This window comes from Sulfurospirillum sp. UCH001 (assembly GCF_001548035.1).
Taxonomy (GTDB): Bacteria; Campylobacterota; Campylobacteria; order Campylobacterales; family Sulfurospirillaceae; genus Sulfurospirillum.
Window position 1 is genome coordinate 1,533,022 of the sequence record NZ_AP014723.1, and the last position, 22,608, is coordinate 1,555,629.

Annotated in this window: 23 protein-coding genes; 10 read left to right on the forward strand and 13 right to left on the reverse strand. The window is 36.8% G+C overall.

Features of this window, described 5'->3' with window-relative positions; all coding sequences use genetic code 11:
• Nucleotides 1-53: 53 nt before the first annotated feature.
• The 10 genes from mnmE to glmS all read right to left on the reverse strand — a co-directional run bounded on the left by mnmE (nt 54) and on the right by glmS (nt 9,376).
• Nucleotides 54-1,391 carry a tRNA uridine-5-carboxymethylaminomethyl(34) synthesis GTPase MnmE gene (gene mnmE, locus UCH001_RS07675; RefSeq protein ID WP_067176487.1) on the reverse strand — a complete coding sequence of 446 codons (1,338 nt, stop codon included), beginning with the start codon at nt 1,389-1,391 and terminating at the stop codon, nt 54-56.
• Nucleotides 1,388-2,353, reverse strand: coding sequence for a Jag N-terminal domain-containing protein (locus tag UCH001_RS07680; protein ID WP_067176491.1), 966 nt, complete (start codon nt 2,351-2,353; stop codon nt 1,388-1,390). Before UCH001_RS07680 ends, mnmE begins: the two co-directional genes overlap by 4 nt.
• Entirely contained in the window at nt 2,350-3,936 is a 1,587-nt protein-coding gene (gene yidC, locus UCH001_RS07685; RefSeq protein WP_067176494.1) for a membrane protein insertase YidC, read from the reverse strand. The genes UCH001_RS07680 and yidC overlap by 4 nt, the downstream gene beginning before the upstream one ends.
• A gap of 10 nt (nt 3,937-3,946) precedes the next feature.
• The gene (gene yidD, locus UCH001_RS07690; protein ID WP_067176497.1) at nt 3,947-4,285 is read right to left on the reverse strand and encodes a membrane protein insertion efficiency factor YidD; all 339 of its coding nucleotides are present in this window, start codon (nt 4,283-4,285) and stop codon (nt 3,947-3,949) included.
• On the reverse strand, nt 4,282-4,620 hold the full coding sequence (gene rnpA, locus UCH001_RS13110; protein WP_082705697.1) for a ribonuclease P protein component: 339 nt from the start codon (nt 4,618-4,620) through the stop codon (nt 4,282-4,284). Before rnpA ends, yidD begins: the two co-directional genes overlap by 4 nt.
• Nucleotides 4,608-4,742: a 50S ribosomal protein L34 gene (gene rpmH, locus UCH001_RS07695; protein ID WP_067176500.1), complete on the reverse strand. Its 135-nt coding sequence runs from the start codon at nt 4,740-4,742 to the stop codon at nt 4,608-4,610. Before rpmH ends, rnpA begins: the two co-directional genes overlap by 13 nt.
• A gap of 102 nt (nt 4,743-4,844) precedes the next feature.
• The gene (locus UCH001_RS07700) at nt 4,845-6,419 is read right to left on the reverse strand and encodes an AMP-binding protein (RefSeq protein WP_067176504.1); all 1,575 of its coding nucleotides are present in this window, start codon (nt 6,417-6,419) and stop codon (nt 4,845-4,847) included.
• A gap of 1 nt (nt 6,420) precedes the next feature.
• The gene (locus UCH001_RS07705) at nt 6,421-7,614 is read right to left on the reverse strand and encodes a glutamate mutase L (protein ID WP_067176507.1); all 1,194 of its coding nucleotides are present in this window, start codon (nt 7,612-7,614) and stop codon (nt 6,421-6,423) included.
• Nucleotides 7,611-8,975: a methylaspartate mutase gene (locus UCH001_RS07710; RefSeq protein WP_067176509.1), complete on the reverse strand. Its 1,365-nt coding sequence runs from the start codon at nt 8,973-8,975 to the stop codon at nt 7,611-7,613. Before UCH001_RS07710 ends, UCH001_RS07705 begins: the two co-directional genes overlap by 4 nt.
• Nucleotides 8,972-9,376, reverse strand: coding sequence for a methylaspartate mutase subunit S (glmS, locus tag UCH001_RS07715; RefSeq protein WP_067176512.1), 405 nt, complete (start codon nt 9,374-9,376; stop codon nt 8,972-8,974). The genes UCH001_RS07710 and glmS overlap by 4 nt, the downstream gene beginning before the upstream one ends.
• Nucleotides 9,377-9,461: 85 nt before the next feature.
• Here glmS and UCH001_RS07720 point away from each other — a divergent pair, with 85 nt between their 5' ends.
• Entirely contained in the window at nt 9,462-9,821 is a 360-nt protein-coding gene (locus UCH001_RS07720) for a hypothetical protein (protein ID WP_067176515.1), read from the forward strand.
• Nucleotides 9,822-9,834: 13 nt separating this feature from the next.
• Nucleotides 9,835-10,314 (forward strand): ribonuclease E activity regulator RraA, encoded by a 480-nt coding sequence (gene rraA, locus UCH001_RS07725; protein WP_067176518.1) that lies wholly within the window; start codon nt 9,835-9,837, stop codon nt 10,312-10,314.
• On the opposite strand, the gene UCH001_RS07730 is transcribed toward rraA, so the two are convergent.
• Nucleotides 10,295-10,735 carry a hypothetical protein gene (locus UCH001_RS07730; RefSeq protein ID WP_067176520.1) on the reverse strand — a complete coding sequence of 147 codons (441 nt, stop codon included), beginning with the start codon at nt 10,733-10,735 and terminating at the stop codon, nt 10,295-10,297. The two genes, rraA and UCH001_RS07730, sit on opposite strands and share 20 nt — an antisense overlap.
• A 73-nt stretch (nt 10,736-10,808) precedes the next feature.
• On the opposite strand from UCH001_RS07730, the gene UCH001_RS07735 reads away from it, so the two are divergent.
• Complete coding sequence (locus UCH001_RS07735) at nt 10,809-11,231, forward strand: hypothetical protein (RefSeq protein WP_067176524.1); 423 nt, start codon at nt 10,809-10,811, stop codon at nt 11,229-11,231.
• A 40-nt stretch (nt 11,232-11,271) separates the two neighbouring features.
• Here UCH001_RS07735 and UCH001_RS07740 read toward each other — a convergent pair whose 3' ends face one another.
• Entirely contained in the window at nt 11,272-13,845 is a 2,574-nt protein-coding gene (locus UCH001_RS07740; RefSeq protein ID WP_067176525.1) for an ATP-dependent Clp protease ATP-binding subunit, read from the reverse strand.
• Between the two features lie 226 nt (nt 13,846-14,071).
• Here UCH001_RS07740 and UCH001_RS07745 point away from each other — a divergent pair, with 226 nt between their 5' ends.
• The 7 genes from UCH001_RS07745 (at nt 14,072) to htpG (ending at nt 20,836) form a co-directional block, all read left to right on the forward strand.
• Nucleotides 14,072-15,403, forward strand: coding sequence for a S41 family peptidase (locus tag UCH001_RS07745; protein ID WP_067176527.1), 1,332 nt, complete (start codon nt 14,072-14,074; stop codon nt 15,401-15,403).
• A 29-nt stretch (nt 15,404-15,432) separates the two neighbouring features.
• A complete protein-coding gene (gene purC / locus UCH001_RS07750; RefSeq protein WP_371258015.1) occupies nt 15,433-16,131 on the forward strand; it encodes a phosphoribosylaminoimidazolesuccinocarboxamide synthase in 699 nt (232 codons plus the stop codon).
• Nucleotides 16,132-16,152: 21 nt separating this feature from the next.
• Nucleotides 16,153-16,398 carry a phosphoribosylformylglycinamidine synthase subunit PurS gene (gene purS, locus UCH001_RS07755; protein WP_067176531.1) on the forward strand — a complete coding sequence of 82 codons (246 nt, stop codon included), beginning with the start codon at nt 16,153-16,155 and terminating at the stop codon, nt 16,396-16,398.
• Complete coding sequence (purQ, locus tag UCH001_RS07760; RefSeq protein WP_067176533.1) at nt 16,392-17,063, forward strand: phosphoribosylformylglycinamidine synthase subunit PurQ; 672 nt, start codon at nt 16,392-16,394, stop codon at nt 17,061-17,063. The genes purS and purQ overlap by 7 nt, the downstream gene beginning before the upstream one ends.
• A gap of 4 nt (nt 17,064-17,067) precedes the next feature.
• The gene (locus UCH001_RS07765) at nt 17,068-18,159 is read left to right on the forward strand and encodes a hypothetical protein (RefSeq protein WP_067176536.1); all 1,092 of its coding nucleotides are present in this window, start codon (nt 17,068-17,070) and stop codon (nt 18,157-18,159) included.
• Between the two features lie 13 nt (nt 18,160-18,172).
• Nucleotides 18,173-18,826, forward strand: coding sequence for a 1-acyl-sn-glycerol-3-phosphate acyltransferase (locus tag UCH001_RS07770; protein ID WP_231963994.1), 654 nt, complete (start codon nt 18,173-18,175; stop codon nt 18,824-18,826).
• Nucleotides 18,827-18,964: 138 nt separating this feature from the next.
• Nucleotides 18,965-20,836 (forward strand): molecular chaperone HtpG, encoded by a 1,872-nt coding sequence (gene htpG / locus UCH001_RS07775; RefSeq protein WP_067176542.1) that lies wholly within the window; start codon nt 18,965-18,967, stop codon nt 20,834-20,836.
• Between the two features lie 29 nt (nt 20,837-20,865).
• On the opposite strand, the gene UCH001_RS07780 is transcribed toward htpG, so the two are convergent.
• Nucleotides 20,866-22,602, reverse strand: coding sequence for a thioredoxin domain-containing protein (locus UCH001_RS07780; RefSeq protein WP_067176545.1), 1,737 nt, complete (start codon nt 22,600-22,602; stop codon nt 20,866-20,868).
• Nucleotides 22,603-22,608: the final 6 nt, after the last annotated feature.

The following is a 22,608-nucleotide window of genomic DNA, read 5'->3' on the forward strand; positions in this document are numbered from 1 at the left end:
TTTATAGCTCTTTTTATCGTAGCATACCGAGGTAAATAGTTTATAAATGAAGATTATTTACCTAAGCAGAAGTTACTAAACATTTTCTCTAAAATCTCATCACGCTCAAAAGCTGTCGTGATAGAAGAGATACTCGAAATTGCTTCATTGATATGGAAAGCAAAAAGCTCTAACTCCCCTTCTCCTAGGAGTTGATAAGAACTTTGTACATTTTCATATGCCTGTTTTACGGCATCGATTTGGCGCATTGATGTAAGCATAAGGGTATCTTCAACAGCCGTTTGATCTAAAATTGCTTTAAGCCTATCCGTAAGTTCACGACTATGTGTTTGACACGAAAGAGCAATAAAATCTTGATCTAAATGCTGTGTATCAAAGTGGTTAGGAAGGTCTATTTTATTTAAAACTGTAAGAATTTGTTTTGAAGATGCATATTTTTGGAGCAAAGAAAGCATCTCTTCATCTTCATGGTCACAAGGCTTGCTATTATCAAACATTGCAATAACAATCTCAGACTCTTCAATCGCTGCAATAGAACGCTCAATTCCTATTTTTTCAATCACATCATTTGCTTGTCTAATACCAGCAGTATCAACAATGCGAACCAGATGTGAACCAATGCGTAGTTCTTCTTCGATAGTATCACGAGTTGTACCTGCTATATCACTAATGATAGCCCTATCATAACTTAAGAGGTTATTTAAAAGAGAGCTTTTACCAACATTTGGTTTACCGACTATGGCAATTTTAAAACCATTGATCAATCCTTGTCTGCGCTTACTACTTTCATATGTTTTAAAAAGTTCTTTAGCCAATACATCAAGTTTATCTTTGATTTTCTCAATCATATCAAGAGGTAAATCTTCTTCAGCATAATCGATATTGACTTCAACAAAGGCAAGGATTTCTATCAGTAGTTCTCTAACATGTCCAACAAAGTCGCGAAGCTCACCTTTGAGTTGACGGGTTAACATTTTAGCAGCATCAACACTTTTTGTCTCAATAAGAGCGGCAATGGCTTCCGCCTCACTAAGATCAATACGACCATTTAAAAAAGCACGTTTAGAAAATTCACCAGGATTGGCCAATCTTGCACCATGATGAAGAAGTGTTTCTAACACAAGTCCAGCAACAACACTACCACCATGGCATTGAAACTCGACGACATCTTCGGCAGTAAAACTGTGTGGCGCTTTAAAGTAAATAACAATCGCTTGATCAATAGCATCATTCAGTTTGTCATGTAAAAAGCTGAGTGTTGCAAGACGCGGAGTTAATGTCTCTTTTTTTGAGAGTTTTAAAGCCAAGGTAAGGGCATCGGGTCCACTTACACGAACAATCGCGATGGAACCGACCCCTGCACTTGTGGCAATCGCAGCAATAGTATCTATGCGTTTTTCCTATTAAAATCGTTAACAACGATGAATTTACCACCATCTTTCCCTGACTTAATCCCAACGTATTTTTCAGGAAATTCTGTACGGAGTGCTTCAAGAGCAATTTTGATAAGAACACCATCTAAAATTTTGGTCTGTCCTTTACCACTGTTGCGAATACGCTCAATGACAGGAACAAGGTATTTTTCGATCATCTCTTCTTGATTTTTCAAAAATTCAGCAATTTCAAGACGAATATTCAAACCATACTTGAGGTTAATCCAATTATAAAGCAAATAAGAGAGTGCCTTGTAACGATACCCTTCTTTTCCAATCAATAATGCTGCATCTTCTCCACTAAATTCAATTAAGATAGTGTCATCACTGTATTTAGAAACAAGAGGTGTATCTAACGTAAAACAGCTGTATTTAAAAAGGTTTTTGATTTGTAAACGTACTTCATCAATGATATCATTGATTTCGCGTTTTTCTTGATGAAAATTCTGATCAATCGCTGTTGGCGCAATAGTGTGTCTTGGCTCTTTTGCTGGAACAACTTTAGGTGTTTCACCCTTCACTTCTGCCTTTGGTGTTACAGGAGTTTCTTTAACGACCAATGGCTCAGGACGTTTATTTTCAGAAAATTCATTTTTCGAAAATTCTTTATTTCTATTTTTGTTGCGTCTATTTTTAGAACGGCGATTACGATCTCTTCGTTCTTCGCCATTTTCTGTATCTGTTTCATGACGCTCATCTTCTTTACGTGAACTAACAGATTCTTTACGAACATGCTCTTCTTTAAAAGGCTTTGCGCCTTTTCGCTGCACTTCAATGATAGCACTTTTTTTGAAAAGCCCAAGGAATCCGCTTGAGCCATTTTGAATAATATTAATATCTAAATCTACGACCGAACAAGACAACTCACTCGCCGCTTTGGAGTAAGCTTCTTGGAGTGTTGCTGCTTCTACTTTGATCATTTTTCGACCTTTTGCTCTTCATGTTTTTTTGCGAAAAGTTTATTGACGTAAAACTGTTGTACGATAGATGCTAAGTTATTTGTAAACCAGTAAAGTGTTAAACCTGCTGGGAAAGTTACAAAGAAGAATGTAAAGATCAATGGCAAGAACTTCATAATCTTCTCTTGCATAGGATCCGTAAATGTTGTTGGTGTAATACGCTGATGCAAGAACATGGTAATACCCATCAACACAGGAAGAATAAAGTATGGATCTTTAATTGCTAAGTCTTGTACCCAAAAAATCCACGCAGCACCTTTTAACTCAATCGCATTTTGTAAAACACGGTAAACCGCAAAAAAGACAGGAATTTGTAAAAGAATTGGTAAACATCCACCCATTGGGTTTGCGCCATGCTTTTTATAAAGTTCCATCATATGCATATTTAGTTTTTGCTTGTCATCGCCATACTTTTTCTGCAATTCTTTCACTTTTGGTGCTAGCTCTTTGAGCTTGTTCATAGAAACCATACCTTTGTATGTCAAAGGATAAAGCACTAAACGAACGATGATTGTCATTGCAACAATCGCCCAACCCCAGTTTCCAAAAATTCCATGCAAGTATGCAAGTAGTTTGAAGAGTGGTTTAGCAATAAATGTAAAAAAGCCATATTCAACAACATCTGTTAATTCAGGATTAATGGCTTTGAGTTTAACATGCTCTTTTGGTCCAATATAACCACTGAGTTTAAAATCTTCATTACCTTTTACAAATAAAAGAGGATCTTTGTCTTTACCAACAGAAACAACACTCTCTAAACCTTTATCTAGTTCATAGAAAAATGTGGTGTAATATTTGTCAGCGCCAGCGACAACTTTAGCATTTGAAAAACGCTCATCTCCCTTAGCACTACCATCATCGATTGTTTTCACAGTACCATCTGATTTTTTAATAAGTGCTCCATGGAATGTATAACCATCTACAGCTACACTTGGACGGAACCCTGGAGAAACAAAATATTCTTTAGGTGTTGAGAGTTTAATGTGTAAATCATATTTGCCTGATGGGAAAAATGTTAAAGTTTTGGTAATATTTACACTACCAAGTGTTTGTGTTAAAACAACACTACTTCCATTTTCAGTGACATCTACATTGCTTTTATCTGCACTATAAGACATTACAAAGGCATCAGCATTAACGTTTTTATCGCTAAAACGAATTTCAAGTGGTAAAAGGGATTGAGAAGCATCGATAAGCTGAAAACGCTCACCTTTGTCATCTTTGTACTTACCTTCTTCAAGATAAAACTTTGCAATTCTACCAAGTCTGTCGATTTGTACTTCGTAACCCGCAGCTTTGATTGTTGTAATAATTTCACTCTCTTTAGCTGAGCCCATAGGAGCTGATGCAACATCTGCACTACTTGCTGATTTCACTTCAGGCGCACTTGTTGTCGTTGAAGGGGTAGCATTTTGTTCAAGAGATGTGTTTTCAGTCAATGGAGGGTTTTTGGGGATAAAAAAATGATCATACAGAGCAAAAAATAAAAATGATAGTACAGTGGCAAGAATGATGCGCACTTGAGGAGTAAGTTTATCTGTCACGAGATTCCCTTTATTTCGTTGTTTTAAAAGATTTTACCACGTAAAAACTTTGCTTATCTTTTGGTACAAACCAAAAAGTTATAGAATGTGGGTGTGAATGTTTGGGAGACAAAGGAAGAGGAGATGCAAAACACTTTTTGATAACAGGATAATCAATTCCTCCAGCAAAAAGCTGATTACATTTCAGAATGCGTATAAAACTATAAAAGATAGCTTTTAAAAAACTATTGTGTAGAAGTTGTTCTTTCGTATATTGAGAACATGTCGGATAATACCTACAACTTCCATAGCCAATCAGTGTAAAAAACTTCTGATAAAGCTTTATCAACAACAGTGCTAAAGATTTCATTCTTTAACACAGTTCAATTTTTTCATAGACCATATAATCCCTTTTTTAAGAGCATCATACGATATGTGATTGATCTTCTCTTTTGCTACAAAAACATACACGCCATCATTTAAAGTGTGTTGAATTTCTAAAAAAATAGCCCGAAGTCGCCTTTTGGCTAAATTTCGCTTGATAGCATTACCGACTTTCTTGCTCGCCGTAAAGCCAACTCTTTTTGCTGTATCGTTATTGTAAAAGACTAAGGCACCATCAAAGTGCCATTTTTTAGCATGGTTATAAACGTATGAATACTCTCTCGTTGCCTTGAGAGTATCATAATCTTTTAAGCGGCCAATCTGCTTCTACCTTTAGCACGACGTGCTGCAATAACTTTACGTCCGCCTTTAGTTTTCATTCTAAGTCTGAAGCCATGAGTGCGTTTTTTAGGTGTACTATGTGGCTGATACGTTCTTTTCATCAAAAATTCCTTTAACAAAAATAATTTTAAGGTATGGATTTTACCTTAGCTTTACTTAAAATTGCATAAGCTTCGATTAAGCACTGCTCTTAATGTCAGCACTTAGCGAAGTTCCATAACCATCTTCTTCAAAACTTCTTTATCAATTTTTGCTTCACTTGGGCTCGTTTGAGGAAGCTTCTCTTTATAGACAATGATAGAAGGTATCATATGATTTGGTAAATGTTTTTTCAGTTCAAAGACAATTTCGTTTTTCGTCACTTCTCTGATTGCACTATAAACCATTACGATTTCTTCTTCTGTTTTCTCGTTTTCGATTGAAAAAACAGCACATTGATCAATTTGTGGAAGTTTATCGTGAACAACACTCTCAATCTCGTATGGACTGATTCTAAAGCCACTTACTTTGATCATATCATCCTTGCGGGAAACAAAGTAAAGATAGCCCTCTTCATCTCTGTAAACAAAGTCTCCACTCGCGACAACGATTTCATCCGTCAAATCGCCCTCTAAATTTACTACTTTATCCAAGATGGCAATACTTTTATAACGTTTTTGAGTATCTTCTTTTGATTTCCAATACCCTTTATAAATATACCCACCACGATGAATTAACTCACCGATTTCGCGAGGTTTACACTCCAAACCTTGTTCATTAATAACATGGATTTCAACACCAGGAATTGGCTTACCAATTGAATTTGGGCGAATTTTAAGTTGTGCAGGATCAAGATACGTCGAACGAAATGCCTCTGTTAATCCATGCATCGAGTAAAATTTAGCATTAGGGTAACGTTCTTCTATATCTGCGATCATTTTAGGCGTAATTTTTCCACCTGAAGAAGTGACGATACGTACATTTCCTAAAAGCTTGGCATTAGGAATGCGTTTAGGATCACTTTCAAACATCTGCGTAATATGAGGTGGCATCAGTGGAAGAACGGTGACACCATCATTGATAAGATGATTGAAAAAATCTGCTGGAAGCACTAAAGAGTGAAGCGCTAATGTCGCATGATTGTAAATGGAACAAAAGAGTTGGTTTAAACCATAATCCAAAATGAAAGGAAGTGTTCCAGAAATCACATCACTCTCTTTGAGTTCTAGATAATTTGAAGCGACCCTTGCACTATCAATAAGATTTCGATGCGTAATGACAATACCTCTTGGGAAACCTGTCAATCCAAAACTATAAGTAATCGCAGCATTTTTATAATCACCAATGTTACATAAAAAGGCATCACTGCAACATTTATAGATCTCTTCAAATGAGACGATGTCGCGTTCACTCGCTTCATAAGTAATGATTTTGCCGCTAAATTTAATTTCATCAATGCTTTTTATTTTTGATTTGTCAGTAATAATACATGCAATTCCACAATCATTGATAATGTGTTCTACCTGCTCAGGTTTTAACAGCCTTGAGATGGGAACAAAAATATATTCCGTTGAAAGAAGTGCCAAAATAGCGATAATTTGTTCGCTGCTTTTATGTGAATAGATACCGATACGTGAACCACTTGGAAGGGATAATTCACTTAAATAATGAGCAATTTGATTGACTTTGCGAAACAGTTCACTATAGGTTAATTTTTTGGCTCCATCGATAATAGCGACTTTATCAGGACATGTTACTGCCGCTTTTTCAATGAGTGCACGAATACAATTAATTGACATATTAACTCCTCGTATCAGTATTGTTTTCCATTCCTAATGTCCAGATTGCGTAGTCGTAATCCATCACAATGTTTGGAATAGCATGTAAATTCATCACTTTTTTATAGAAGAATTGCATAATCATCTCAACTTCTTCATAAGAGAGCACCTTGGTAATTCCACCCGTTAAAACAATCGTTTTTAAAAGCTCTAGGTGCAATGTAACATACAAAGGATGAAGTCTTGAAACCTTGTAAAGTACTAAAAAAATTGAAAGTTGCATCAAAATACGTAATGCTTTCTCATTCTCTTCTTCTAAAATATTTTCTGTTACATTTAGATATGCTAAGAGTTCATACACAAATTCATTGTTCTTTGCCGCAAAAATAAGTGTTTCTCTAGATTTATAAACACCCAATTTTTTAAAGACCAATCTGTCATAACCACTTTCACTGACAATGTTATCTCTTACTAAATCACGACTGTAGTGAATGTCCGTTGTAGCCCCTCCAATGTCAACGACAATAAAAGGATTTACCACTTCAAAATTTGCATCAATAAGAGGAAGTGAACGGTTAACAATGTAAGGGGTTGAGTAGATTTGATTGGCTGTGATGGCATAGAGATGTTTGATATCTTCTTTTCCAACAATGTCAGCCTGATAGAGGTTTGTGAGGTACTCTTTAAGCTCACCACCATTGACATGCAATTTATCGGTAATGATATTTCCAAGCACTTTTAAATCAGGGATTTGAGCACCTAAAAACGATGCATCTTGTTTTGTACCCACATAAACGATATTGCTGTACTGTACATTTTTGAGATAATCAAACAATTTCTCATCAAATACATTGCCAATACCATCAATGCCACCGACGATAATCACAACATCCACAAGTTCACTAGGAGCTCTACACTCTTCTATTTTGCTGTACAAAATCGTATCGATAATGTTAATGCCTGAATTAAAGGCTATATTCTTTGCAAATTTCAGACTAAATGAGTTCGTAAGCCCAATAATAAGCGTACTTAAGCCACCATTGGCAGAAGAACAGATGAAAATATCTTCTTTCTTATAGTTTGCAAAAATATTGCCGCATTTGGTTACTAAATCATCGTAAATATCTTTTTTAAAATCCCTAAAATATTGGCTAATGCCACTTTCTTGGCATACCTTAAAGTAGGTGCTCCCTACATCAATGAGAAGTTTACTCATAGCATTGCCCCTATGTCATGGATAATTTTATTAATGACTTCTGTTTTGCTCTCAGGTAAATTGACCTTTGATTTTTCATAGGCAAAACAGCGTTCTGGTAACGGTAATTTACCTTTTTCGATGATGCGGATATTACCATTATCATCACGAATCGTAATGACTTCATTGTTATTGATGATATGCGGTGAAAAAGGTACATCGATCAAACCACTTTTGATGGTATTGAACACTTTACGCCATAAAGTATCGGCAGGATCGTTAAAGACAGCATCCATAATTGAGCGTACTTCTAGTTCCAAGTTTTCCTCTTCCTCTGCGTCATGAACAACAGGAAGTCCCTTTAGCGTACGTAGTGTGTACTTGGTATTTGCCACAGATTGGGCATTGCATTGCATTGTTGGAATACCAAAAGCCTCATCACGAGTTTTGATAATAATTTTATCGGCTCTTACCATTGCGGCGATGACGGTATTCGTGTTGATCAGTTGGTCTGAGAGATTTTTATCTCTTGGAAATGCACCCATCCATTGGTGATACACAAGATTGATGATGGCATCGCTTCCACCAAACATATCTGCATATTCACGTGCTAATTTTTTCAGTACATTTGATGTAACAATGTCTTGCATCATAGAACCATTTTGAGAAAAGCTCACAGAGAAGGACTTCACACCCTCTTCAATAGACAGAAGCATTTCAATGAGCTGAATAACAATAACAATACATGGAGGAACAAGCGTTGCGGTCAAAGGACCAAACGACTCTCTATTGATTGGCTCATTAAGCTTTGAGTAAAGCGCACAGACTTTATCCACATACTTCCAATATAAAAAGGCTTTATCGAGTGGAAAGTTTTTAGAGTATGGGAGCATATACGTGATTGGTCCACCCTCTATTTCAAAAATACCAGAAGCTAAAGCCGTCTCAACCAAAAGCCTTGCATCGGGCGTTCCATGACGAAGACTCACAGGTTTGTTAAAATGTGTCATCATCTTACGTGTGGTACGGTAGCCGTGATTAACGAGTGGATAACCATTGAGCATGTCCATCTCATTCTCTTCAGAGAGAGTGAGCATCTTTTTTGCCATAGCATAGTCATTAAGACGGGTGTTACTATCGATTGTAAGAGGTAAGACATCGATGTCCGCTTTCATAAATTCTTCGTAAAGCTCGAACATTTTTTTGTAGGTTGGGAAGCCACCGCGAGGTTGAACTAACAGACGATCGCGCTTTTTAAAATGATGAGAGATGAACATCTCTTTTGGAGCATTGCGTATAAAATTCTCAATCTCATCAAAATCAAAATTATCCGCATATTCATTGCGAGTGATAACATCACGCTCTTTTTGGAGTAAACTCATGCTCGATCCTTTACAAAACGCTCTATTTCATCAAGCCCTGTATTAAGATCGATTTGGTGAAAGACAAGGTCAAACCCATAGGATTTGTATTTGGGAACAATGTCACTTTGAGCCGCTTCACCAACTGCCAAATTGCCACCAATGACGAAAATGACATCTTTCAGTTCGTACTCAGAGCGTAAAAATTGTAAATCCCTACACCAGCCCTCGGCTTCGCCATTAAGCGAAGAGATGAGCAAAATGTCTGCATCCGTTTCAACAACGGCGTCAATAAACTCCTCCAATGAAGTATTAACGCCTAGGTTAAATACTTCAAAACCTCTAGCTTGTAATGATATATCAATAAGTCTGTTAGCGACTACATGAATGTCATTACCCACGACACCTGTGACTACTTTCATGGACTGACCTAAAATTTGAATGATTTTGCATTCTATCTTAACGTTATTAAAGGTATAATTAACACAAATTTTCTAAAGTGGATTCATGTCAAAAAAAGCCTTTTTGTTCCTTATATTTCTCATTTTGAGTTTTCAGAGCATGTTAATTGCGTGTGGAGGAAGCTGTTTGGAGTGTCATTCAAAGCTTCAACCTTACATCAATGACCAAAACCATGTGATTTTAAATGAGTGTATAACCTGTCATAATAAACCTTCTGAGCAAGGACAATGCGGAAAAGACTGTTTTGATTGCCACTCGCGCGACAAAGTCTATGCTCAAAAAGATGTTGTAGCACATCAGGAGCTTAAGATTTGTGGAACATGCCATAAAGAAAAAGTCGATTTTACGATTCCAAAACGCTCAGCCATTTCTAATCAACAAAATTTAATACAACTCTTCAAATAAACTAGGAGCTCTCATGAAATTTTATACCGCAGATCTTTGTGACAAATACCCAGAACATGTTCAGGTTTTAGATCCCATTATGAAATCGTACGGTGGATCAAAACGTGTTATGGGACAAATCGTCACCATTAAACTACCAGGTCACAATAAAACATTAGTCGAACTACTTAAAAGTGAAGGTGCAGGACAAATCGCTGTGGTTGACGTCGATGCCAAATATACCGCTGTCGTAGGTGACAATCTTATGAAATTTGCATATGAGAACAACTGGGCAGGGATTGTTATCAACGGTTATGTACGTGACACGAAAAATACAAAAGAGATTGATGTAGGACTTTTTGCGTTAGGAACATGTCCGAAAAAAACAATGGAAGTTAAAGAAGGCTCATTGCATGACACCGTTAGTTTTGGTGGTATAACGTTTAACGAAGGTGATTATCTTTATGCCGATCGTGATGGCATTATCGTAAGTGCTATGCCTTTGGAGATGTAACAAAACACTTTTGCATGATCTTTTTCCAGTCCACATCAAAGTGTTTACGTATGTAGGCTTTGGTGTGTGGCACACTACACGCCGAACAGTCCAAATGGGAAACCTTCTCGTACACAAAATAGCTACTCTTTTTAGAGTGAATAGAGCATTCGCTTTTATAATTTATACCCTCTTCTACGCTCAATCCTTCATCGTTAAAGCGAAAATGAGGGCATGCACACAAATAGCAATTTAACGCTTGAAGATTGTGGCATTTTTGTTTTTTTGCATACAGTAAGCAAAATTCAGGCTCTTTTTCAACCATATTCTCAAACAAAAAATAGTCAATAATCATCTCTTGTGTATAATTTTGAGTACTCAATTTTTGAACAATAACACGATGTTTGTTAGCATGTGTTTCAAACCATTCCAAATAGCTCATAAAATTGTATTTCCTTTCAAAAATTGGCACCTATCTTAAATATTTTATTGTAAAATTCCGACAAAGGAATGATATGAAAAAGTTTTTAACCATTTTAGCACTTATCTCTAAACTCATTGCTGATGATTCAAGCGATTTAGATGAAATCAAAGAAGAAGACATCCCAAAAATTCTCTCGATCATCAAAGATGGTACAAAAGAGCATTTACCAATGATGTTGGATGATTATACAACGCTTGTAGATATTGTCAGTGTGCAAAATGCTATCGAATACCGTAACCGTATCAATTCCGCAAATGAACATGTCAAAACTATTCTCAAAGCCGATAAAGGTACACTCATTAAAACCACATACGAGAACAATAAAAGTTACCTCTGTAACGACTATGAAACACGCTCACTTCTTAGAAAAGGAGCTGTGTTTATCTATGTTTTCTATGATCTTAACAATGTAGAGCTTTTCAAATTTTCTATTCAAAATAAAGATTGCCAATAATTTCTGGCATGTTCTTTAACATGCCAGAAATATCGCTTTATTACTGTTTATTGATAACGATCTCTCCATTTTTCGCATCAATAACAATACTCTCTCCTTCATGGAGTTTTTCTTCCAAAATAAGTTCAGCCAATTTATCTTCTACCAGCTCATACAGAGCCCGTTTGAGTGGACGAGCGCCATAAACTGGATCAAACCCAGCTTCGGCAATGAGGCTTTTAGCGGCTTTTGTAAGCTCAGCTTTGATCTCTTTGTTAGCAAGCTTCGTCTCTATGTCTTTGAACATAATGCTTACGATCTCACGCAATCCATCTTCTGTGAGTGGATTAAAGATGATGATGTCATCAAGACGGTTCAAAAATTCAGGTTTAAAGTACGCTCTTAGCTCCTTCATCACCTCTTCTTCGCGTCTCTCACCTTCAAATTCCATGATTTTCGCACTTGCAATATTCGATGTGAGAATAATAATAGTGTTTTTAAAATCAATCGTTACACCTTTATTGTCCGTCAAACGCCCTTCATCGAGTACTTGAAGAAGAATGTTAAAGACATCAGGATGCGCTTTTTCGATTTCATCAAATAACACAACACTGTATGGCTTCCTTCGCACCGCTTCAGTGAGTTGACCACCCTCATCATAGCCTACATAACCTGGAGGTGCCCCGACTAAACGACTGACTGAGTGTTTTTCCATATATTCACTCATATCGAAACGAATGAGAGCTTTTGTCGTATCAAACAAGAAATTTGCAAGCGCTTTCGCACTTTGTGTTTTACCAACACCCGTCGGACCTAAGAAAAGAAAACTACCAATCGGTTTATTTTGCTCACTCAGTCCTGCTTTATTACGCTTAATAGCTCTACCTATCGCTTTAATGGCTGCATCTTGACCTACGACTTCTTTTCTTAGATGATCTTCTACGGCTAAGACTTTGGCTTTTTCACCTTGGAGCATTTTATTGACAGGAATGCCTGTCCATTTACTCACAATCGTCGCGATCATCTCTTCATCAACACTGTTTTTCAAGAGTGTTCCGCTCTCAACCATTTTTTCCCATCTGGCTTTAAGATCCTCTTCTTGTTTGACTAACTCAGGTAATTTACCATATTCAATTTCAGCCGCTTTATTGAACTCACTGTTTTTCTTTGCGGTTTCTGCCTCTCTACGAAGGGCTTCTGCTTTTGTTTTAATGGATGCGATGTCGTTAAAAACACTTTTTTCAGTTTCAAATTGCACTTCAAGAGAATGCATCTTCTCTTTTGCATCTCCCAGCTCTTTTTCAATGGCTTTTAGACGCTCATCATTCTTTTTATTTTTCTCCATCAAGAGTGCTTCCTTTTCAACCATCAGTGTACTAATCGCACGTTTGATGCGGCTAAGCTCTGTTGGTTCACTCTCAATCTGCATTTTAAGCTCAGCTGCAGCTTCATCAATAAGGTCAATTGCTTTATCAGGCAAGAAACGATCACTAATGTAACGAGAACTGAGTTTTGCAGCAGCGATCAAAGCAGAGTCTTGAATGCTCACGTTATGGTGCGCCTCAAGATGCTCTTTGATTCCTCGTAAAATCTGTAAAGCTTCGTTAATGCTTGGTTCATTCACCGTTACTGGCTGAAAACGGCGCTGTAACGCGGCATCTTTTTCAAAGTATTTTCGGTACTCTTTGAGTGTAGTTGCACCAATTGTATGAAGCTCACCACGTGCAAGGGCTGGTTTTAAGATGTTTGCAGCATCCATGCTACCTTCACTAGCCCCAGCTCCAACGATGGTATGAATCTCATCGATAAAAAGAATGATATTGCCACTTTTCTTGACTTCATCAATAACGGCTTTAAGGCGGTCTTCAAATTCACCGCGGTATTTTGCACCAGCAATGAGTGCACTCATGTCAAGCGCTACAACACTTTTATTTTGCAGACTCAAAGGCACATCGTTATGCGCAATTCTAAGCGCCAATCCTTCCGCAATCGCTGTTTTACCTGTTCCTGGCTCACCGATTAAGATAGGATTGTTTTTCGTTTTACGAATGAGGATTTGCATCATTCGCCCAATCTCTTCATCACGTCCAATGACAGGATCTAGCTTTCCTTCGCTAGCTAATTTTGTAAGATTAATGCCGTATTTTTCAAGAGATTCAAGGTTTTCATCAGCACTTTGTTTATCAATTTTTTTCCCACCACGAAGCGCTTCAAGATTTTTCTTGAAATGTAAAACATCTAAGTATTTTCCTAAAATCTTCTTCAATGGATCACTATCGATATTAGCAAGTAACCATGTATCTACGGAGAGATAACTATCTCCTTTTTGTTTCATTAAGCCTTCAGCTTTTTGCAAAGTCTCAACAAGGGAGCGAGAAATAGAAATATTTTCTTTGCTAACGTGTGATGCGGTAGGCAGTTTTTGTACTTCACTTTTGATTTCAAGCTCTATAGCACTCTTATCAATATTCATTTTATTAAAGACTTGATTGAGAATGGAAGCTGAGTTTGTAATCAATGCCCAAGTGACATGTAAAGGCGTTGCTTCTTGATTTTTTGAATGCAGTGCAAGGCTGATAGCGCTCTCTATAGCTTCTCGCATTTGGTTCGTTAATTGCTCGAAAAGTGAGTTCATTGCAGCTCCTTCATAATTTTTCTATAATTTTACAACTTTAGTCTATTGATGTCAAGTTTATTTAGCAATAAGGCATTACTTTTATTAAATCACAACTGTCATCTAAACCCTAATATGAGTTAAATTTTTCATACTACATCTTATGCTTTCATAGAAGTTTTAGGGAAACTCCACTATAATCATCCTCCAAAGAATACGCATACCATGCGAGGAGCACATATACGCTATGAAACATCTACCATTTGCTACGGCAGGCTTTATTGCTACGTTTTTGGGTATCACTACCTTTTTTTCATCAACTCTTTTTGCAGCAGACAATGCTGAAGGTGAGAAGAGTCGTCTTGCTTCTTTGGCAAAATTCACACGAGTTTTGGCAACTATCGAAAAATATTATGTTGATGATATCAAAATTGATGACATCATTAAAAAATCAATAGAAGGTCTTTTAACCAATCTAGATGCACACTCTTCTTACTTAGATGAGAAGCATTTTAAAGATCTCAAAATTCAGACAGAAGGTGAATTTGGTGGTCTTGGTATTACAGTAGGTCAAAAAGATGGCGCACTGACTGTTATCGCACCAATGGAAGGAACACCTGCAGATAAAGCAGGCATCAAAGCTGGTGACATCATCCTTAAAATCAATAAACAATCAACACTCAATATGACCATTGATGAAGCGGTTAACTTGATGCGTGGTAAACCAGGTACTGGTATTGAACTTACCGTTGTGCGTGAAGGCGAAACAAAACCTCTTACAATCTCTATTGTACGCGACATCATTAAAATTGAATCTGTTTATTCTAAAATCATCGAGAATGAAAACATCCTATATGTTCGTGTTGTTAACTTCGATAAAAACATCGTTGGTGATGTTCAAGATGCCATTACAAAAAACAAAAATGTTAAAGGTATCGTTTTAGATCTTAGAAACAATCCTGGTGGACTTTTAAATCAAGCAGTTGGACTTGTTGACATCTTCATCGATGAAGGCATTATCGTCTCTCAAAAAGGACGTGTTGAGTCTGAAAATGCTGAATACAAAGCAACCAAATCTGGAACAAACACCAAACTACCACTTGTCGTTTTAGTTAACGGTGGCAGTGCAAGTGCAAGTGAAATTGTCAGTGGTGCATTGCAAGATCATAAACGTGCCATTATTATTGGTGAAAAAACCTTTGGAAAAGGCAGCGTTCAAGCCGTTCTTCCAGTCGTTGACAATGAAGCGATTCGTTTAACCATTGCTCGTTATTATCTCCCAAGTGGACGAACCATCCAAGCAGAGGGTGTAACCCCTGACATTGTTGTATATCCAGGTGATGTTCCACATAAAAACAATGAGCAAGCACTTAAAGAAAAAGATCTTAAAAAACATTTAGAGAGTGAACTCAAAAAAGTAGACGATAATAAAACAGACACAAAAGAGACAAAAACAAAAGCGAAAACAAAAGAGACAACAAAGAGTGACAAAGAGATCGTGAGTCAAGAAAACTTATTCAAAGACTTACAGTTAAAAAGTGCTGTTGATGCTATCAAAGTACTTGCTATCAAAAAATAATTGAGGAGACACAAGTGAATAAAGGTGCTATGTTATACGAAGGCAAAGGTAAAAAACTATTTTTCACAGAAGATGAAAATCTTTTAATTTCTGAATTCAAAGATGATTTGACAGCATTTAATGCTGAAAAAAAAGGTAATGAAGCAGGAAAAGGTGCACTAAACTGCAAAATCAGTACACAACTTTTTCATCTTTTAGAAAAACACGGTATTAAAACACACTTAGTTAAAACACTTGATGACACACATCAATTGATCAAAAAAGTGAAAATTATCCCTATCGAAGTGGTTGTTAGAAATATTGCAACAGGTTCTTTAGCAAAACGCCTTGGTATTAAAGATGGTACCGTTCTTCCATTCACACTTGTTGAGTTTTATTATAAAGATGACGCTCTTGGCGATCCTATTATCAATGATGAGCACTGCTTACTTCTCAATCTTGTAAAAAGCGAATCTGATCTAGAAGAGCTTAAACGTCTTGGTCGTGAAATTAACGTTATTATGAAAAGCTTCTTTGCTGAGCGTAAACTCAAATTGGTTGACTTTAAAGTAGAATTTGGCGTTGACGTTGAAGGCAATATTCTTCTTTCTGATGAAATTAGTCCTGATAGCTGCCGTTTCTGGGATATGGATACTAACGAGAAGTTGGATAAAGACAGATTTAGACAAGGCTTAGGCGATGTTAAAGTTGCTTATGAAGAAGTCTTAAAACGTATCTTAGCTCATTAAAATCAAAGGAAAAAATAAACGATGAAAGTTATTGTCAATATTCAGCTCAAAAATGGCGTTTTAGATCCTCAAGGTAAAGCAGTTCATCATGCACTTGCTTCTTTGAAATTTAACGAAGTCAATGAAGTTCGTATCGGAAAACAAATTATTCTCGACATTGACGAAAGCGATAAAGCAAAAGCACAAGAGAGAGTAACGATCATGTGTGATGAGCTTTTGGCTAACACCGTTATTGAAGATTACACTATTGAGTTCCCAGCATGCTAGTAGCTGTAGCTGTATTTCCAGGCACAAACTGTGAAATCGACACAAAGTATGCTTTTGAAAAACTAGGACAAGAAGTTGTTCTCGTTTTTCATAAAGAAGAAAAATTGCCTGAAGGTACAGATCTTGTTGTACTTCCTGGTGGCTTTAGTTATGGCGACTACTTACGAAGTGCTGCCATTGCTAAGTTCTCTCCTATTATGAAAGCAGTCATTGAATTTGCAAATAATGGCGGAAAAGTTCTTGGAATCTGTAATGGTTTTCAAATGCTTGTTGAAGCACGACTTTTACCAGGAGCTATGAAACGCAATGAGAATGTTCACTTTATCTCTCAGTTTCATCACCTTAAAGTAGTTAATAATGAGAATACGTTTTTAAAGAAATACTCTATTGGTGAACTTTTAAATATACCTATTGCGCATGGTGAAGGAAGTTACTATATTGACGATGCAGGACTTAAAGAACTCTATGCAAACAAGCAAGTCTTATTAACATATTGCGATGAAAAGGGAAATCTAAAAAATCCAAACGGTTCCGTTGATTCAATTGCAGGTATCTGCAATAAAGAAAAAAATGTCTTCGGGCTTATGCCTCACCCTGAGCGTGCAATTGAAAAGATTTTAGGCTCAGATGATGGTGTAAAAATGCTTGAGGGTTTTATAAACTAACGTGATGAAGCAATTTATCACTCTCATTCTGCTCTCTTTAGCACTCTTAGTGCCTAGCTTCGCTGCTGAAGAGAGCGCATTTTCTGGACGCTCAAAATCCCTTTTCCTTTCCGTTGAAGAGACTCCTTCAAAAGTTTATGTAGGTCAAGTATTTTCTATCAAACTTAAAGCCATTGTCGCTAACGATAAGATTGATGCTCTTAGCAATACTTTCTCTAATGCATCCGGTGTTGAAGTTTTAAATCCGCAAAATCCATGGGAACGTTCTCGCGATAATACGTATTACAATACGTTTTATTTTAAAATCAATTCAAAATCAGTTGTAATGCCGAGGTTAAGTGTTTCATTGATTGACCGTCAAGAAGCACTTGAAAGCGAAGTGATTGCACTCAACACTCCTTCACAGCTGATTCAACTTAAAGCTGATCCTTTTTTTAGTAACGTTATAGCACAAAGCTTAACTGTTAATAAGTATAAAACAACAACCTTTGATGCAAAAAATGTCATTGTTGTTCTAGAGATAGAAGCAACAGGTGCAAATCTAAAAGATTTTGCACTTAGTGGAGCACCTAAAAGTGGTATTGACTCTTTCTCCGATAATGGAACCAGTCAAAAAATCTACTATTATGCTATTTTGCCAAACTATCAAAAAAGTTTTGATTTTACCTATTTTGATCTAACCAGCAACAAATTCAATAAAATAGCACTTCCAATGACCATTGAAAGTGATGAAGTTAGTACGCAACTTGGGCTGAATCCAAAAGAGAGTATTTTTGAATTTTACAAAACTGTGGGATATGGTGTTCTTGCATTTATCTTTTTCATCATTCTCCTAAGACGTCGTAAATGGTATTATTTTGTTATTTCATTGATTTTTTTGGCTCTCTTTTTCTTAGACCAAAATCCACTCAATAATGCTAAATTGAAAAGCAATAGCACCATTAGGATTCTACCAATGGATCGTTCAACAGTATTCTTTACAAACGATAAAATCTTAGATATTGAAAAACTAGGCGAAAGAGATAACTATATTAAAATCTTGCTACCAGATGGCAAAATCGGATGGACTGAGCGTGAAAATATTATCAAAAATTAGAGGTTTTTATGTGATGATTGAATTCGTCATCACTGTACTGATTACAATTGTTTTGATGTATACTTTTCGCCAGAACACCCATCCAATCAGACGTGCATGGGGGAAAATGCAAACATTTCTCATGGGCTTCAGTATCAAACAAATAGGTGAAGTAAACCCTAAAACTACGCTTTTAGTTATGAACCATCAAAGCCTTATTGATATTGTTGCTTTAGAGACAATTTACCCAAAAAATCTTTGTTGGATTGCTAAAAAAGAGATTGAAGACATTCCTCTTTTTGGCCATATTATTCCAGCGCCTCGTATGATTTCAATTGACCGTAAAGATAAACGCTCTATCATTAAGATGATTAAAGAAGGTAAAGAGCGTATTAGTGAAGGACGCGTTCTAGCGATGTTTCCGGAAGGAACACGGGGACGTGGTGATAGGCTTCTAAAATTTCAAAGTGGGGCAAAAATCTTAGCGGAGAAATTAGAGCTTATCGTTCAACCTGCTATCATTGTAGGAGCGAGACATATTCTTGATTCTAAAAGCCTTGATGCACATGGTGGAGAAGTTAAAGTTATCTATCTTGATCCTATCGATCCAAAAGAGGATGAAGAGTGGTTTGAAAAAATGTATCGTACCATGGAAGAGAGACTCACTCTCGAATTAGCATCCAAATAATATCCTCGAAAGTCACAAAAGTGGCTTTCGCATTCTCTCATTTTTGCTACAATAACGCGATTTTTTGGATTTATCAAAAAATTTTTGATATAAAACCTTTTGATAAATCCAAATTATACATACATTAAAGGATAGACCATGTCAAAACATCAATTTCAAACCGAAGTTACACAGCTTTTAGATCTGATGATCCATTCGCTATACTCTAACAAAGAGATCTTTTTACGTGAACTTATCTCAAATGCCTCTGACGCATTAGATAAGCTGAACTATCTTACATTGACTGATGACAAATACAAATCACTTTCGTACACTCCTCGCATTGATATCGCCATCAACGAAGAAGCTAAAACATTGACTATTAGCGATAGTGGTATTGGTATGAACGAAGAAGATTTAGTTGAAAATCTAGGGACCATTGCAAAAAGTGGAACCAAATCATTCTTGCAAAACCTTAGCGGTGATAAAAAGAAAGATTCAAGCCTTATTGGCCAATTTGGTGTTGGTTTTTACTCTGCGTTCATGGTTGCAAACAAAATTGAAGTAGTAAGTAAAAAAGCTGGTGAAGAAAATGCATTTATGTGGAGCAGTGAAGCAGGTGCAGAATATGACATCACACCTGTCACAAAAGAGAATCACGGAACGTCTATTACACTTTATCTTAAAGATGATGAAGATGAATTTTTAGAGTTTTACCGTATTCAAAACGTTATTAAAAAATATTCAAATCACATCCCATTCCCAATTTTTATGGATAAAGAAGTCAAAGAATACGATGATGAGGGCAAAGAAAAAAGCAAAGAGATTAAAAATGAGCAAATTAATAAAGCAAGTGCGCTTTGGACAGTAGCAAAAAGTCAAATTAAGCCTGAAGAGTACAAAGACTTTTATCAACAAATCTCTCACGATAGCACCGATCCACTTCTTTGGAGCCATACAAAAGCAGAAGGCAAATTCGAATATACAACCCTTTTCTATATTCCATCAACACCTCCAATGGATTTGTTTAGAATGGACTATAAACCGGGTGTTAAACTCTACGTTAAGCGTGTATTTATCACGGATGATGAGAAAGAGCTTTTACCAACCTATCTTCGTTTCGTTAAGGGTATTATTGATGCGGAAGATTTACCACTTAACGTCAGCCGTGAGATTTTACAACAAAATAAAGTATTAGAAACCATCAAAAAAGCCTCTGTGAAAAAGATCTTGAGTGAACTAAAATCACTTAAAGAAAAAGAGAACGATAAATACCTAGAGTTTTATAAAAACTTTGGTCGTGTCATTAAAGAAGGTCTTTACAATGACTGGGAAAACAAAGAAGCACTTCTTGAATTAGTACTCTTTAAATCTTCAAAACGCGATGGTCTAATAAGCCTAAAAGAGTATAAAGAGGCAATGAAAGAAGATCAAAAAAGCATTTACTACATCACGGGTGAAAATGAGAAGCTTTTACGTAATTCTCCGCTTATCGAGCAATTTAAAGCAAAAGACATTGAAGTCTTGCTGCTTGATGAAGAAGTGGATGCTATCGTCTTCCCAATGGTTGGTGAATACGATAAAACGCCAATTAAACCAGTCAATAACTCAGACATTGATGAAGAGATCAAAGAAGACAAAGCCAAAGTAGAAGAAGATGAGAAAACCTATAAAGAGATCTTGGTCAAAATGAAAGAAATCCTCAAAGATGATGCGAAAGATGTCAAAATCTCTAGCCGTTTGAGTGATTCTCCTTCATGCCTTGTTTACGATAAAAATGACCCTGATTTCCAAATGCAACAGATGCTCAAACAGATGGGACAAGACAATCTCCCAGCAATCAAACCTATCTTAGAGATCAATCCTGAGCATGAAATCTTCAAGAAACTCGGTGCAAAATCTGATCTTTTAGAGCTGAACGATGTTGCTTTCTTACTTCTTGATCAAGCTAAGCTTCAAGAGGGCATGAAAATCGAAGATACCGCAGCGTTTGCAAAACGTTTAAATCGCTTTATCGCAAAAGCACTTTAAAACACTCTCTTTGCCTGTAAGGAAAATCCTTACAGGTAAAGCGCAACTACCCTCACCGCTTCGGGATAGGCATGGGCATACTTTTGAATGCCTGAGCCAAAACTCTCCAACATATCTTTCACTCGAATAGAGAGCGCCATATCATCTTCGATTTTCGCTAATTCAAAGAGATTTTTTATCATGGTTGAGAGCGGGCTTTTGTAGCTGTTATCTTCTAATACTGCTTTTGCCCGAAACGCTTTATCGGAGAGATACCATGTTTCATCTTTATAAAATTTATGCTCTGAATCATGGCTTAGTTTTTTTGCCAATTCTAAGTAGTGCGCTTCTTTGGTATGTGCATAACCACACAGTAATGCCTCAATCACAAAGGCATAATCTTCAAGTAAACCTTCTACTTTAAGGTTTCCACCTAAAACTATTTGATGATATAACAGTCCATTGACATAAAGAGTATCCATCAAAATATCAAGCGTTTGTTTTGCCTTTTCAATCTTTCCAGATTCAAAAAGTGCTGTAATCATAAGTGCATTCCACGCCGTTAAAATCTTCGTATCAATGAATGGATATGCCACTTTTTGGCGCTCCTCTTTTAAAGCCAAAACTGCTTCTTCTAGACGTAAAGGCTTTTCATCTTTGGCAATAACTGGATTGGTTGTTTGATGCTCAAAATTACCAAATTTAGTGATGCCAAAATAGTCCAAAACTTCTTTTGCTTCAGCTTCACTCAGTCCTTTTTTTAACAGAACTTCTTTTGAATGAGCAAATTTAAAAACAAAGTATTTGCCCTCTTCTCCCTCGGAGTCAGCATCACTGGCACTGAGGTAAAGCCCCTCTTTTAAAAAGCGCTCATCCATCGCTTCAATCGTTTTAGTGACAATCTCATCAAAAAATGGTTTTTGAGTCAGCTGATAAAGCTTCGCATAGACTTCGATCAGCTCAGCATTGGTGTAAAGCATCTTTTCAAAATGGGGAATCACCCAAGCTTCATCGACACTGTAACGGTAAAATCCACCTTCTATTTGATCGTTGATGCCCCCTCGTGCCATCGCATTTAAGGCATCTTCACTCATATACAAGACTTCAAGATTACTCGTTTTTTGATAAATATCTAACAGAGCATTCCATGTCGAAGCATGCGGAAATTTTGGTGCACTTCCCACACCTTTTGAAACATCGTCATAACTTGCTTTGACATTGTTGACAAATGCCTCAAGAAGGGCATCTTTATCAATGCGCTCTTTTTGCTCAAAACTGCGTTCATAATGTTTAATAGCCGCTTCTATACTTTGTGCGCTCTTTTGTACTTCCGCAAAATCATCGTCAAACTTACTTTTAATAAAACTCACAAGCTCACGAAATCCCATACGTCCCTGTGCACTTTGTGGGGGAAGATAGGTTCCTGCAAAGATGACCTGCTGGGTTGGTGTCATAATGATACTCAGCGGCCAACCACCACTTCGTTTAGTAAGAAGATAATGCACGTCTTGGTAGTATTTATCCAGATCGGGCATCTCTTCACGATCCACTTTAATGCTGACATAGGAAGCGTTGAGAAGTTTTGCACTCACTTCATCTTCAAAGGTTTCTCTCTCCATGACATGACACCAATGACAGGTGCTATACCCAATAGAAAGAAAGATCAGCTTGTTTTCATCTTTGGCTTTTTGGAGTGCCTTGTCGCTCCATGCCATCCAGTTTACAGGGTTATGCGCGTGTTGCAAGAGGTAAGGAGAATCCTCGTGGATAAGGTCATTAGTGTGCATTGTTTT

Excerpts from the sequence above, each read along its gene's own strand:
- UCH001_RS07680 (WP_067176491.1), bottom strand. The coding sequence starts at position 2,353 with ATGATCAAAGTAGAAGCAGCAACACTCCAAGAAGCTTACTCCAAAGCG.
- yidD (WP_067176497.1), bottom strand. The coding sequence starts at position 4,285 with ATGAAATCTTTAGCACTGTTGTTGATAAAGCTTTATCAGAAGTTTTTT.
- rpmH (WP_067176500.1), bottom strand. The coding sequence starts at position 4,742 with ATGAAAAGAACGTATCAGCCACATAGTACACCTAAAAAACGCACTCAT.
- UCH001_RS07700 (WP_067176504.1), bottom strand. The coding sequence starts at position 6,419 with ATGTCAATTAATTGTATTCGTGCACTCATTGAAAAAGCGGCAGTAACA.
- UCH001_RS07705 (WP_067176507.1), bottom strand. The coding sequence starts at position 7,614 with ATGAGTAAACTTCTCATTGATGTAGGGAGCACCTACTTTAAGGTATGC.
- UCH001_RS07710 (WP_067176509.1), bottom strand. The coding sequence starts at position 8,975 with ATGAGTTTACTCCAAAAAGAGCGTGATGTTATCACTCGCAATGAATAT.
- glmS (WP_067176512.1), bottom strand. The coding sequence starts at position 9,376 with ATGAAAGTAGTCACAGGTGTCGTGGGTAATGACATTCATGTAGTCGCT.
- UCH001_RS07720 (WP_067176515.1), top strand. The coding sequence starts at position 9,462 with ATGTCAAAAAAAGCCTTTTTGTTCCTTATATTTCTCATTTTGAGTTTT.
- rraA (WP_067176518.1), top strand. The coding sequence starts at position 9,835 with ATGAAATTTTATACCGCAGATCTTTGTGACAAATACCCAGAACATGTT.
- UCH001_RS07730 (WP_067176520.1), bottom strand. The coding sequence starts at position 10,735 with ATGAGCTATTTGGAATGGTTTGAAACACATGCTAACAAACATCGTGTT.
- UCH001_RS07735 (WP_067176524.1), top strand. The coding sequence starts at position 10,809 with ATGAAAAAGTTTTTAACCATTTTAGCACTTATCTCTAAACTCATTGCT.
- UCH001_RS07740 (WP_067176525.1), bottom strand. The coding sequence starts at position 13,845 with ATGAACTCACTTTTCGAGCAATTAACGAACCAAATGCGAGAAGCTATA.
- UCH001_RS07745 (WP_067176527.1), top strand. The coding sequence starts at position 14,072 with ATGAAACATCTACCATTTGCTACGGCAGGCTTTATTGCTACGTTTTTG.
- purC (WP_371258015.1), top strand. The coding sequence starts at position 15,433 with ATGTTATACGAAGGCAAAGGTAAAAAACTATTTTTCACAGAAGATGAA.
- purS (WP_067176531.1), top strand. The coding sequence starts at position 16,153 with ATGAAAGTTATTGTCAATATTCAGCTCAAAAATGGCGTTTTAGATCCT.
- purQ (WP_067176533.1), top strand. The coding sequence starts at position 16,392 with ATGCTAGTAGCTGTAGCTGTATTTCCAGGCACAAACTGTGAAATCGAC.
- UCH001_RS07765 (WP_067176536.1), top strand. The coding sequence starts at position 17,068 with ATGAAGCAATTTATCACTCTCATTCTGCTCTCTTTAGCACTCTTAGTG.
- UCH001_RS07770 (WP_231963994.1), top strand. The coding sequence starts at position 18,173 with ATGATTGAATTCGTCATCACTGTACTGATTACAATTGTTTTGATGTAT.
- htpG (WP_067176542.1), top strand. The coding sequence starts at position 18,965 with ATGTCAAAACATCAATTTCAAACCGAAGTTACACAGCTTTTAGATCTG.
- UCH001_RS07780 (WP_067176545.1), bottom strand. The coding sequence starts at position 22,602 with ATGCACACTAATGACCTTATCCACGAGGATTCTCCTTACCTCTTGCAA.